General features: G+C 63.9%; 10 protein-coding genes. 7 read left to right on the plus strand and 3 right to left on the minus strand.

Annotated elements, in window-relative coordinates; all coding sequences use genetic code 11:
- The first annotated feature begins 6 nt into the window (after positions 1-6).
- On the plus strand, positions 7-1410 hold the full coding sequence (locus A6A05_RS08665; protein WP_068499444.1) for a mannose-1-phosphate guanylyltransferase/mannose-6-phosphate isomerase: 1404 nt from the start codon (positions 7-9) through the stop codon (positions 1408-1410).
- Between the two features lie 3 nt (positions 1411-1413).
- Here A6A05_RS08665 and A6A05_RS08670 read toward each other — a convergent pair whose 3' ends face one another.
- From A6A05_RS08670 to A6A05_RS08675, 3 genes are all read right to left on the minus strand, one after another.
- The gene (locus tag A6A05_RS08670; protein WP_068499446.1) at positions 1414-1638 is read right to left on the minus strand and encodes a hypothetical protein; all 225 of its coding nucleotides are present in this window, start codon (positions 1636-1638) and stop codon (positions 1414-1416) included.
- A gap of 12 nt (positions 1639-1650) precedes the next feature.
- Positions 1651-1863 carry a hypothetical protein gene (locus A6A05_RS20770; protein WP_156520969.1) on the minus strand — a complete coding sequence of 71 codons (213 nt, stop codon included), beginning with the start codon at positions 1861-1863 and terminating at the stop codon, positions 1651-1653.
- A 74-nt stretch (positions 1864-1937) separates the two neighbouring features.
- Positions 1938-2843, minus strand: coding sequence for an ice-binding family protein (locus A6A05_RS08675; protein ID WP_216635778.1), 906 nt, complete (start codon positions 2841-2843; stop codon positions 1938-1940).
- A 318-nt stretch (positions 2844-3161) separates the two neighbouring features.
- Between A6A05_RS08675 and A6A05_RS08680 the strand changes: the two genes are divergently transcribed.
- The 6 genes from A6A05_RS08680 (at position 3162) to A6A05_RS08700 (ending at position 12105) form a co-directional block, all read left to right on the plus strand.
- Complete coding sequence (locus A6A05_RS08680) at positions 3162-4148, plus strand: NAD-dependent epimerase/dehydratase family protein (protein ID WP_068499450.1); 987 nt, start codon at positions 3162-3164, stop codon at positions 4146-4148.
- 395 nt (positions 4149-4543) lie between these two features.
- Complete coding sequence (locus A6A05_RS08685) at positions 4544-5305, plus strand: PEP-CTERM sorting domain-containing protein (protein WP_068499452.1); 762 nt, start codon at positions 4544-4546, stop codon at positions 5303-5305.
- A 130-nt stretch (positions 5306-5435) separates the two neighbouring features.
- Positions 5436-5594: a hypothetical protein gene (locus tag A6A05_RS20775; RefSeq protein ID WP_156520970.1), complete on the plus strand. Its 159-nt coding sequence runs from the start codon at positions 5436-5438 to the stop codon at positions 5592-5594.
- Between the two features lie 116 nt (positions 5595-5710).
- Positions 5711-6976, plus strand: coding sequence for an NHLP bacteriocin system secretion protein (locus tag A6A05_RS08690; protein WP_068499453.1), 1266 nt, complete (start codon positions 5711-5713; stop codon positions 6974-6976).
- Positions 6973-9159: an NHLP family bacteriocin export ABC transporter peptidase/permease/ATPase subunit gene (locus tag A6A05_RS08695; RefSeq protein WP_068499458.1), complete on the plus strand. Its 2187-nt coding sequence runs from the start codon at positions 6973-6975 to the stop codon at positions 9157-9159. Before A6A05_RS08690 ends, A6A05_RS08695 begins: the two co-directional genes overlap by 4 nt.
- Before the next feature lie 3 nt (positions 9160-9162).
- Positions 9163-12105, plus strand: a complete 2943-nt coding sequence (locus A6A05_RS08700) for an NHLP bacteriocin export ABC transporter permease/ATPase subunit (protein ID WP_068499460.1) — start codon at positions 9163-9165, stop codon at positions 12103-12105.
- Positions 12106-12202: the final 97 nt, after the last annotated feature.

The following is a 12202-nucleotide window of genomic DNA, read 5'->3' on the forward strand; positions in this document are numbered from 1 at the left end:
CGTCCGATGAAGCACCCGACCCCGGTAATCCTGTCCGGCAGCGCCGATTCCCAATTGTGGCCGCTGTCGCGCGACCTCACTCCCAAGCAATTCCTGGAATTGACGGCATCGCGCACGCCGCTCCAGGAAACCGCCCTGCGGTTGGATCATCCGCCGATCGTGGTGTGCAGCGCCGAGCATCGCTTCATCGTCGCCGAGCAGTTGGGGCAGATCGATGTCGCCCCCTTGGCGCTGGTGATCGAACCGGTCGGGCGCGGCACCGCGCCGGCGGCGGCGGTGGCGGCGTTGATCCTGGCCGACATGGATCCCGATGCCCTGATGCTGCTGATGCCGTCCGACCACCTGGTCGGCGATCCCGCCGCCTTGCGCCGTGCGGTCGAGGTGGCGACAATGCTGGCCGAATCGGGGGCCATGGTCGCCTTTGGCATTACCGCCACCACCGACAACCCCGCCTATGGATATATCCGGATCGGCAAGCCGCTTGCGGGCGGCTACCGGGTCGATCGGTTCGTCGAAAAGCCGGGCCAAACAGCCGCCCGGGAATACCTGGCTTCGGCCGAGTATTGCTGGAACAGCGGCATCTACCTGCTGCCGGTCGGTCTGTACCTGGCCGAGTTGGAGGCCTTCGCCCCCGGCACGGTCGCCCTGTGCCGCGACGCCCTGGCGCAAGGCCGGTCCGAGTCGAAGTTCATTCACCTGGATGATCAGGCCTTTGCCCAAATACCGGCGCAGTCGATCGATCATGCGGTGATGGAGCACTCCTCCAAGCTGGCGGCGGTCCCCGTCGATATGGGCTGGTCCGATATCGGATCGTGGGCGAAGCTGTGGCGCGAATCGCCAAGGGACGGCGACGACAACGCGATTATCGGCGATGTCGTCGCCCTGCAATCGTCGGGCTGCTACCTGCGCAGCGAAGACCGGCTGCTGACGGCGATCGGGCTGACCGACCTGGTCGTGGTGGTCACCGACGACGCCGTGCTGGTCACCGACAAGGCGCACGAACACGACATCGGCACCATGGTCACGCATCTGAAACAAGATGGCCGCGCCGAGGTGAGCACCGGAACCAGGGGCTGGCGGCCGTGGGGGTGGTTCGAGACCATCGAGGAAGGCGAGCGTTTCAAGGTCAAGCAGATCCACGTCGAGCCAGGCGGCAAACTCTCGCTGCAGAAACATTGGCATCGTTCGGAACATTGGGTGGTGGTCAAGGGGACGGCAATGGTCACCCGGGGCGAAACCACCCACATCCTGCGCGAGAACGAATCCATTTTCATCCCCGCCACCATGGCGCACCGGCTGGAAAATCCGGGACGGGTCCCGCTGCTGCTGATCGAGGTGCAATCCGGCGAATATGTCGGCGAGGACGACATCGTGCGCATGGACGATGTTTACGGACGCTCGGACCGGTAAGGATCAGTCCACATCATCGTCGCGGGATTCGGGCGGAGATGGCGCCTGGCCGACGGCCGGCCCGGGATCCAGCCAGCTGCGGCCGCAATAGGGCTGCCACCGCGGCGGATCAGAACACCAGCCGCCGACATTGTCGTCCGCGTTGGGAACGATCAGATCGATGAATTCACCCGGGGAATTACGCGTCGTCACGGCAACGACGCCGTGGATTTCCGTCGGAGGCGCCATGGCGGGGTCCGATCATGCCGAAAGGATGGAAGAAAGTCGCCGATGGACCTTGGCTCTCAGGGGATCGGCCATCGGCGGCGCAAGGCAGGTCAGGGCCAGACCGGCGCTCCAGCGTATCCCCTCCGGTTCCTCTCCGATCCGCCACAGGACGAACCGGAGCATCGCATCGGCCATCTCATCCGGGGGCGTGCCCTGAGGCAAAACCGGGATGGGAACGCTGTTCATGACGTCGCCTTTCGCACCACCGCCTTGGCGGGCGCAGCCGGAAGGGCCACGTCCGATCAAAGGACCAATTGCGGTCAGACCTTCGGGCCCTGCCGACGACGAGCCAGGCCAAGGCCGGCAAGGCCAAGGGCCAGAAGCGCCAAAGAGCCCGGCTCGGGCACATCGACCAAGTGGCCGATCAGACGAAAGCCACCGCCGGAGACGGATTCATAGCCGCCGCCATAGCCGCCCACACACCCCGAGCCGTCATTGATGGCAACGCGATTGCCGTCGGCCATGGTGACTGCGCCGCTGGTCGCGTTGATCCCGGCCAACGCCCTGCCGCAGGCGATCTGCGCGAACGGAGCAAGCGTAATGCTGGTGTTGGCAAGGATATTTCCCAAAAACAGCGTGCTGTCGCCCAGCGTCGCCGAACTCCCGACTTGCCAATACACGCCGTCGGCGGGATCACCATTGATCAGCGAGACCACCGATGACGACGCCGTCGTCAGCGTGCTGCCAATCTCGAACAGGAACACCGAATTGCTGACACCCTGAGAATCAAGGGTCAACACCCCGGTCAACTGCGCCGACGTGGCAAATTTGTAGACGCCGGGATAAAGAGTCAGCCCGCCCAGATCCACCCCTGTCAAAACCTGAGTCGGCAGCTGAAGGGCCAGGAAATTATATGCGACCAGGGCGTCGGCCTGGGCGAGTTGCGACACAGTCGTGCTGGACAATGCGCCGCCGGTGATGGTGGCGGGGGGAAATCCGGTAACGGAATTGGTGGGGGCTGCCCCGACGTTGCCGTCGATGGTGGTGGCTCCGGAACTGGTGACCCCGCCGCCGCCCAGGACGGCAAAGGTGCTTGCGGTGTCGCTCAGAAGAAGCGAGGCCGAGGCGGGTGAATAACAGGCGACAGCCAATGTCAGGCCAATCGTCGATGAAATGAGATTTCTGGTTTTCACGTGCGTGTCTCCTCGACAGCAACCGACGTCCATGACGGGCTCCGGAAATTCCCCCTTAAGTTCACAATACCCACCAAACCAAGCAATAAACGGGCCAACCTCTGAATAGCGCGGAACGGCTGGCATGTTGCGGTCGCACATTATGGTTCCTGTAAAGCCAGCCTTTCAGTCTACCCAAGGACTTCAAACGCCTTCCTATGCGCAAGTAAGTATCCGACGCGGGTTAAGTGTTTTCCGATGATGATGCCACCAGGCGGAGCACAATAAGATATGCAGGCAAGCTCGGATGCCGGACCTTCCGCCGATCCAAGTCTGTTGATATTATGGCAATATGTCCGGGGTCTTGACGACATGTCGATATACCTGATCACCGGAGGCGCCGGTTTTATTGGCAGCCATCTTGCGGAATGGCTCTTGAACGAGGGCCATGCGGTACGAATTCTCGATGATCTCTCCACCGGACGACGAGAAAATGTGCCGGACGGCGCCCGTCTGGTCATCGGTGACGTCGCCGATCCGAACGCCGCCATGGCGGCCATGGTCGGTACGGCCGGCTGCTTTCACCTGGCGGCGATCGCCTCGGTCCCAAAGAGCAACGAGGACTGGCTGGGCACGCATCGCACCAACCTGAGCGGAACCATCGCGATCCTGAACGCCGCACGCCGATGCGGGCGGATTCCGGTGGTTTACGCGTCGTCGGCGGCGGTGTATGGCGACAACCCCACCATGCCCCTGGACGAAGCGGCCCGCACCCTGCCGCTCAGCGCCTATGGCGCCGACAAGTTGGGGTGCGAGTTGCACGCCCGGATCGGCACCCTGGTCCACGGCATTCCCTCGACCGGATTTCGCTTCTTCAACGTCTATGGCCCCCGCCAGGACCCCCATTCACCCTATTCGGGGGTCATATCGATCTTCGCCAACCGCCTGCTGGCGGGAAGTCCGGTCACCGTCTTCGGTGACGGCCTGCAGACCCGCGACTTCATCTATGTGGGCGACGTGGTCGATCATCTGGTCGCCGCCATGCGGCACCCGCCGCCAACCGCCAGGATCTTCAACGCCTGCACCGGCAGACAAACCACCCTGCTTCACCTGATCGAGATCTTGGGCGGATTGATCCATGTCACGCCGCGAATCGACTTCGCCGCCGCCCATTCCAGCGACATCCGCCATTCCCTGGGGTCGCCCGACCTTTGCGTGCGGGAACTGGGCGTCCGCGCCGCGACCGGCCTGCCACGGGGGCTCGAGGCCACCTTGGACTCTCTGCGCGGCCTGCCGGCCGGCGGGATTGTGGAATTCCCACACCGTGTTCACCAAAGCAGGCTGGGCCGATTCATTTAGGCTTCGCTGATCATCGCTGCTATACCTCGCTGACCGGCCTGACCGTCAGCGGGGGATCATCCATGACCGAAAGCAGCACCCCGTCACCCAAGGGCTTCGCCCTGATCGTCGTCTTGTCGGTCCAGGCCCTGGTCTGGCTGGCCATCGGAATTGGCATCGGCTACTGGCTGGCGCCATAACCCGTCGCCGCCCCGGCCGGCCGTCGCCGAAGCGCGCTGAAGGCACGCCGCCGCCGGGCCGAGCGATGTCGCCAAACTTTACACTGCAGCACGAGATGAATATTCTTTAGCGTTGTTTTTCAACGCCTTAGCCATGTGGCACGATTCCTGCGTCAGAACCGTTACCCGCTTGCAATATTCATTCGCAGCGATGGTCTGATCAAAGGAAATTTCAAAATGGCATTCATCAACTCTCTCAAGTATGCCGGCGTCATCAGTGTCGGCATCCTGGCCATCGCCCTTGGCACCCCTGCCCAGGCCGGTGAAATCACCATCGACTTCACCGCCGCGTCGCCGATCGGCAGCGGCATCACCTACGACCTTACCTTCACGCTGAACACCGCCGACTACATCAACGCCCACCACAACCAGGCGGCCCCCACCATCGCCAATCCCAGCGCCGTCATCAATTACGGGGCGTACACCATCAATTCCATCACCGGCTCCCTGACCAAGATCCTGGTGGCCGACAACAGCGTGCTGGCCTCGGGCACGTTGAGCACCCTGCAGCCGGTCGGCACCGTCGTCGGCGCCAACAATCCCACCGACAACCTGATGTATCCGCTGCTTGCCAGCGGCAGCTCGCTGATCCTGGACGGCGACGGCAATGCCCAGACCGACACCGGTCCGGCCATGGACGTCAACGCCTTCGCCTTCGATGATCAGGGCTTCGCCTTCCTGATCGGTTCGCAGTTGGTGCAATTGACGGCGGACCTGGCCAATACCGGCCTCTACGTCCTGACCACCCCGACCGTCACCGTCCTGCTGCGTCAGGGCAGCACCAACTTCCAGTTCGAATCCTTCAGCAACGTCCGCCAGGTGCCGGCCCCCGCTCCGCTCGCCCTGCTGGGTGTCGGCCTGCTCGGCCTGGGCATGATCCGCCGCCGCAAGAACGCGGATACCGGCGTCAGCAGCCCGCAGGACGCGGTCACTGCTTAATCGCACGACATTCAGAAGATCGTATTGCCACGACACCGCATATTTCAACCAACCCGGCGCCAGTGCTGACGGGCCTTCATTAAGTCGACACATGCCGGGGGGCGATACAGAAATTGAAATGGAGAAAACTATGTCCACCAATCAAACCAGCAACGACAAGAATAAGCCTGATCCGATGAAGGACAAGAAGGCCGACGAGATCAAGAAGCCCCATGAACTGACCCCGGAAGAGCTTAAAAAGGTCTCGGGCGGCAAGCTGGGTGCTCCGATCTACAAGAAAAAGCCCTGATCCTAAACCAGGCCGTTAAGTGATGTCGCCGCAGGAGCCGGAGCAAACAAGCCCGTCCCCTGCGGCGCCTTCGCCTTTCCCGCCGGGAGCGAGTCCCGGATTGGAGGCACCGACCGATGGCCCGACAGATCTTCCGCCAGACATCGCTGGATCACCTTTCGACACCGGAGCAACTGGATCAGGTCATGCACGTCACCTCATCGGCGGCGTGGGTGACCATCGCCACCATGTTCGTGGTGGTGGCGGCCGGGCTGGTCTGGAGTTTCATCGGCACCGTGCCGATCAAGGTCACCGGGCGGGGAATTCTGATCAGCCCCGGCGGCGTGCTGGACGTCATTTCATCGAGCCAGGGTCGCATCACCCGCTTTCTGGTCGTCCCCGGCGACTGGGTGGAAAGCGGCACCGTGGTCGCCCATGTCGCGCAGCCAGACATCGAAAGCCAGTTGGACGTCGCCAGGGCCGAGGCCTTCGAGGCGCAAAACCAATTGCAGCGGATCATGGAGTTCCAGCAGCGCGAACGGACGGCCCAAGGCGGCTTCCTGACCCAGAAGCGTGCGGTCCTGGCCCAGGAACTGAGCTTCCTCGAGGACCGGCTGAAATGGCTGCGCGAACGCGAGACCGTCGATTCCGAGCTGACCGCCAAGGGCTTGATCGCCCGCAACCGGGTCATCGACACCAAGATCGAAATCAACACCACCAGGGAAAAGGCGGCCCGGGCGGCCAACGAAATCAAACGTCTCGACCTTGAGGAAAGCAACCTCGGCATGCTCAAGGAGAAGGAGCAGATCGAGCAGAAGCTGAAGATCGCCGGTATCCAAAGAAAGGAAGAAGCCACCCACGACGCGCTGAAGCGCAAGGGTGAACTGGTCAGCCCCTATTCCGGTCGGATCGTCGAATTCAAGGTCAATGCCGGTGAAGTGATCGAAAGCGGGCGCGCCTTGTTCTCGATGCTGCCGCAAGCCCAAAGCGGCCGCCGCCGCACCGATCTGATGGCCGAACTCTATGTCCGCCCCGAAGACGGCAAGAAGGTCCAGCCGGGGATGCATGTGCAGATCTCGCCATCCACCGTGAAGCGCGAGGAATACGGCTTCATGGAAGGCACGGTGACCAGCGTTGCCACCATTCCATCGACCGAGGAGGGCATGCTGCGCAAGCTGAAGAACAAGCAATTGGCCCAGCAATTGTCCGGCGGCGGGGCCCCGTTCGAGGTGGCGGTCGAACTCTCGCTCGATCCCGGCTCGCGCAATGGCTTCAAATGGTCGTCATCGGCTGGACCCGAGACGGAAATCAACCCCGGGACCCTGGCCGAAGGCACCATTACCGTCCGCCGCGTCCACCTGATCGGTTTGTTGATTCCCTTGTTCGAACGCCTGTTCGAATGACCCGGCCCTCGCCCATTTGGCCGGCCACCGGAAACCGGATCCGCGTCCCCACCATCTTGCAAATGGAAGCGGTGGAATGCGGAGCCGCCTGCCTGGCGATGATCCTTGGCCATTACGGCCGCCACATACCGTTGGAAGTCCTGCGCTACGAGTGCGGCGTGTCCCGCGACGGGTCCTCGGCCAGCGGCATGGTCAAGGCGGCCAGATCCGAAGGGCTCGTCGCCACGGGGTTCACCTGCGAACCCGAGGCGCTGGGCACCATCCCCCGGCCCTTCGTGGTCTTTTGGAACTTCAACCACTTCATCGTCGTCGAAGGGTTCTCGCGCCACGGGGTCTATGTCAACGATCCCGCCAGCGGCCCGCGTGCGGTCCCGTGGGCCGAATTCGACACCGCCTTCACCGGCATTGTCCTGACCTTCGCCCCCGGCCCATCCTTCACCCGGTGGGGACGGCGACGCAGCGTCTGGGACGGGTTGATCCGGCGCCTGCACGACACCGGCACAGCGGTCGCCTTCGTCGCCCTGGTCAGCCTGGGACTGGTGGTTCCGGGCCTGCTGGTGCCGGCCCTTTCCCGCATCTTCGTCGATTACATCCTGATCCAGGGTTTTTCCGACTGGCTGACGCCGCTTTTGATCGGCATGGGTGCGGCAGCGCTTTTGCGGGCGTTCCTGACCTGGTTGCGCCAGCACACCCTGCTGCGCCTGCAGACAAAGCTGGTCCTGCGCGGGGCGTCCGCCCTGTTGTGGCAGGTGCTGCGCCTGCCGATGCGCTTCTTCTCGCAGCGTTATGCCGGCGACATCGCCTCGCGCGTCATGCTGAACGACCGCGTCTCGGAGCTTCTGGCCGGCGATCTGGCCGTCACCGCCCTGAGCCTGGTCACCATGGCGGTCTACGGCGCCATCATGGCCGAATTCGACCTGGTCCTGACCGGCCTGGCCGTCATCTTCGCCGCCCTGAACCTGGCAGCCTTCGCGCTGGTGGCCCGCCGCCTTTCGGACGCCTCGCTGAAACTGCTGCAAGATGAAGGAAAGCTGATCGGCGTCGCCATGCAGGGACTGCAGATCATCGAAAGCATCAAGGCCAGCGGAGCCGAGGATTTGTTGTTCAGCCGCTGGGCCGGCCACCTGGCCAAGGTGGTCAATACCGAACAGGACCTGTCCCGGACCCGCGTGCTGCTGGGGATGTCCCCCATCCTTCTCTCGATGCTGGGCTCGGCCGCTATCCTGATCGTGGGTGGCTTCCGGGTGATGGACGGCACCATCAGCATCGGAACCCTGGTGGCCTTCCAGGCGCTGATGTTCAGCTTCTCGGCCCCCCTGGTCGATCTGGTCCATCTGGGGGGCCAGGTTCACGAAGCGGCCGCCGACATCACCCGCCTGGACGACGTTCTGGTCCACGAGATCGATGCCGAGTTCCGCCCCGCCGCCTTAGAGGGCGTTCCACCGCGCGAGCCAGGCCGGCTGAAGCTGGCGGGCCGAGTGCAGCTTCGCGGCGTCACCTTCGGCTTCAGTCCCACCGCGCCGCCTTTGATCAAGGACTTCTCGCTGGACCTGGAACCGGGAACCCGGGTGGCCTTGGTCGGCGCCTCGGGCAGCGGCAAATCGACCATCGGCCGATTGATCGCCGGCCTGTACCAGCCGTGGGGCGGCACGATCATGTTCGACGGCATCGCGGCCGCCACCATCGACCGCGCGGCTTTGCGGGAATCGCTGGCCTTTGTCGATCAGGACGTGATGCTTTTTCGCGGCACCGTCTCGGACAATATCAGCCTGTGGGACCCGACCATGCCCGACGAGCGCATCATCCGGGCCGGCCGCGACGCCCAGATCCACGACGAGATCAACGCCCGCCCGGAAGGATACGACTACCAGCTGCGCGAGGGCGGCCAGAATTTCAGCGGCGGCCAACGCCAGCGCATCGAAATCGCCCGCGCCCTGGCCACCCATCCGGCGGTGCTGATCCTGGACGAGGCCACCAGCGCCATGGACAGCGCGGTCGAGCGCCAAGTCATCGACAGCATTCGCTGGCGCGGCTGCGCCTGCCTGATCATCGCCCATCGGCTGTCCACCATCCGCGACTGCGACGAAATCATCGTCCTCGACCGGGGCAGCGTGCAGGAACGGGGACGCCACGACGCCCTGATCGCCGCCGACGGTCTTTACCGGCAATTGGTCGAGAGTTGAGCCATGCCCGCGCGCAGCCAGACCCCGGTCCTAGACCCCGTCATCCGCGACCGGATCGAGAGCGAAGGCGAAACCCTGTTGCTGGAATCCGGTGCGGCCCACGTCTTCGCCGACGCGTCCAGCGTCTGGTTCATCCAGCAGGGCACCATCGAACTGTTCGCCATCCAACGTCGGGACGGAATGCAAACCGGGCCGCGTGAGCATCTGTGCACGCTGTCGGCCGGCGGCCTGATCTGGGGGATCAGCCAGGATCCCGATCACGACGGCATCCACCTGCTGGCCCTGGCCAACGGCGATTGCCGTCTGTCTGGCATCGCCGTCGCCTCGCTGAAACTCTGGGGCCGCCGGAACACCTTGACCCTGCCGCTGGCCGATTGCATCGATTCGTGGATCGAGGGCCTGTCGTCCGGGGTCGCCAAGAGCATTACGCCCCGCAGCCAGCCGCGGCGGTCCATCGCCGCCGGCCAGAATCTGTGTGTGGCCGAAGCCGATCGAATCGTCAGCCACCGCGGGGTGACCTGGGCGCAATTGGGGCCGGGAATCGCCTTCTATATCGATATCCAGGCGGTCGGGAGCGAGGACGGGACGATTCTGGTTCCGCTGACACCGCAGGGTTGGCTGCGCGCAGGTGGTGTTCGCGCGCTCAAGGGAATGGCGACCACCGATATCTTGCACGCCGACCGCATATCGCTGCGGATGAACGCCTTTCACCAATGGGTCCTTCATAATCTGGCATTCGGTTTTCGCGATGTCGCGTCGGTCGAGAATGCCCGCCTCACGCGGCGAGCCCTTCAACTGACCAGCGACACCAAGAGCACCTTCTTCGGCTTCGCCAAGCTCATGGATCCAGCGATCCGGCGCGGCGCGGCGCCGGTCGGGGGTGATTGCCTGTTCGAATGCTGCCGAGCCATCGGCGCGGCATCGGACATCACCTTCACCCGCCCGCCAATGGCCAAGTGGCGCCGGATCGAAGACCCGGCAATGTCGGCCGAAGACATCGCCGCCGCCTCGCAGGTCCGCATGCGCTCGGTCAGCCTGCCGCCGGGTTGGTGGCGGCAAGATGGCGGGCCGCTGCTCGCCTTTCGCAAGGATGACGGGGCGCCGGTGGCCTTGCTGCACAAATCGGCCGCGGTCACCATCATGCTCGATCCGGCCACCGCCACCGAAGTGGTGGTGACCGAAGCGGTGGCGCAAACCTTGGCGCCGCTCGCCTGGTCCTTCTATGCCGGGCTGCCCGATCACCCCGCTGACCTGCTCGACCTGATGCGGCTTTGCTTCAAGCCGTGCAAGGCCGATCTGCTGGCCATCGCCATGGCCGGCGCCTTAGGCGGACTGGTCGCCACCGTCATCCCACTGGCGACCGGCTATGTGTTCGATTCCGTCATTCCCGGACACCACAGCATGGAGATGCTGCAGGTCGGCGCCGCCATCATCACCGCCGCATTCGCCGCCGCAGCCTTTGAGTTCAGCCGCAGCATCGCCCAGTTGCGCGTCGAGGGACGCATCGCCGGAATTGCCCAGGCCGCCATCATGGATCGCCTGCTGCGTCTGCCCGCCGTGTTCTTCGGCGAATATTCCGCCGGCGATCTGGCCCAAAGGACCATGGTCATCGAGATCGCCCGCAAGAGCCTGACCGGTATCGTGACGGCCTCGCTGGTTTCGGGGGCGTTTTCCGTCTTCAGTTTCGGGTTGTTGATCGGCTATTCCCCGATCGCCGCGCTGGTGACCGGATCGCTGATCCTGATCCTGGCCGCCGTGACGCTGGCCGCCGGATTGCGGCTGATGACCGTCACCGCCCGGGTGCAGGACGTCTCGGGGCGGATCAGCGGCCTGCTGCTCGAGATCATCACCGGCATCACCAAGCTCAGGATCGCCGGCGCCGAGGAACGCGCCTTCAACAATTGGGGCGACGATTTCAGCAAGCTCCAGGCCGGCGAGTTGCACTCGAAGCGCATTCACAATCGCTTCCTGGTGTTCTGGAGCGCCTTCGAGATCGTCGGGCCAGGATGCATTTTCGCCACCATCGGCTTGATCAGCCAGGCGGGGATGAGCACCGGCACGTTCCTGGCCTTCGTTGCGGCATTCTCCGGCCTGATGGCGTCGCTGTTCGCCCTGTCCAAGTCGGTGATCACGGTCTTTTCGGTGGTACCGCTCTATCGCCGCGCGGCGCCCATCATGCAAACAGTCCCGGAAACCACCGCCACCAAGGCCGATCCCGGCCGCCTGAGCGGCGCCCTGGAACTCAACACCGTGTCCTTCCGTTATGCCCCCAACGCCCCGTTCGCCCTTCATGGTCTGTCCCTGACGGTCAGGCCCGGCGAATTGATCGCCGTGGTCGGGCCGTCCGGCTCGGGAAAATCGACCTTGATGCGGTTGCTGCTGGGCATCGGCCAGCCGGAATCCGGTGCGGTCTATTACGACGGCCGGGACCTGCGCGGCCTGAACGTGCGATCGGTGCGCCGCCAGATCGGCGTGGTCATGCAAAACGGTCGGCTGATGCCCGGATCCCTTTACGAGAACATCAAGGGCGCGACGCGCGCCGACATCGACGAGTGCTGGGATATCGCCGCCCGGGTGGGGTTGGCGGACGACATCATGGCCATGCCCATGGGGATGCACACCTTGCTGACCGATGGAACCAGTACGCTTTCCGGAGGCCAAGTCCAGCGCATGCTGATCGCCCGCGCGCTGGTCGGCAAACCGGCCCTGTTGCTGCTGGATGAAGCGACCAGCGCCCTGGACAACAAGACCCAGGCGGTGGTGATGCGAAACCTGGATCACCTGTCGGTGACCCGGATCGTCATCGCCCACCGTCTGAGTACCGTCATCAATGCCGACCGCATCTACGTCCTCACGGATGGTCGCATCGTGGAATCCGGCTCGTATCAACAGCTGATGGACAATAATGGGGTCTTTTCGACTTTCGCCTATCGCCAGAACTTGTGACGCCCGGACGTCGCCCCCCTATGGATTGCGGGTGCAGTCGCTTGCACCCGGTCGAGGGAGCCCCATGGATTGACGTTCATCAAATTAAATACATTCA

Origin of the sequence: Magnetospirillum moscoviense, assembly GCF_001650635.1 — a bacterium.
GTDB lineage: Bacteria > Pseudomonadota > Alphaproteobacteria > Rhodospirillales > Magnetospirillaceae > Magnetospirillum > Magnetospirillum moscoviense.

What these genes read in the sequence shown, in the direction of transcription:
- A6A05_RS20775 (WP_156520970.1), top strand. Translation starts at nt 5,436, where the DNA reads ATGTCCACCAATCAAACCAGCAACGACAAGAATAAGCCTGATCCGATG.
- A6A05_RS08680 (WP_068499450.1), top strand. Translation starts at nt 3,162, where the DNA reads ATGTCGATATACCTGATCACCGGAGGCGCCGGTTTTATTGGCAGCCAT.
- A6A05_RS08690 (WP_068499453.1), top strand. Translation starts at nt 5,711, where the DNA reads ATGGCCCGACAGATCTTCCGCCAGACATCGCTGGATCACCTTTCGACA.
- A6A05_RS08700 (WP_068499460.1), top strand. Translation starts at nt 9,163, where the DNA reads ATGCCCGCGCGCAGCCAGACCCCGGTCCTAGACCCCGTCATCCGCGAC.
- A6A05_RS08665 (WP_068499444.1), top strand. Translation starts at nt 7, where the DNA reads ATGAAGCACCCGACCCCGGTAATCCTGTCCGGCAGCGCCGATTCCCAA.
- A6A05_RS08685 (WP_068499452.1), top strand. Translation starts at nt 4,544, where the DNA reads ATGGCATTCATCAACTCTCTCAAGTATGCCGGCGTCATCAGTGTCGGC.
- A6A05_RS08670 (WP_068499446.1), bottom strand. Translation starts at nt 1,638, where the DNA reads ATGGCGCCTCCGACGGAAATCCACGGCGTCGTTGCCGTGACGACGCGT.
- A6A05_RS08675 (WP_216635778.1), bottom strand. Translation starts at nt 2,843, where the DNA reads ATGGACGTCGGTTGCTGTCGAGGAGACACGCACGTGAAAACCAGAAAT.
- A6A05_RS20770 (WP_156520969.1), bottom strand. Translation starts at nt 1,863, where the DNA reads ATGAACAGCGTTCCCATCCCGGTTTTGCCTCAGGGCACGCCCCCGGAT.
- A6A05_RS08695 (WP_068499458.1), top strand. Translation starts at nt 6,973, where the DNA reads ATGACCCGGCCCTCGCCCATTTGGCCGGCCACCGGAAACCGGATCCGC.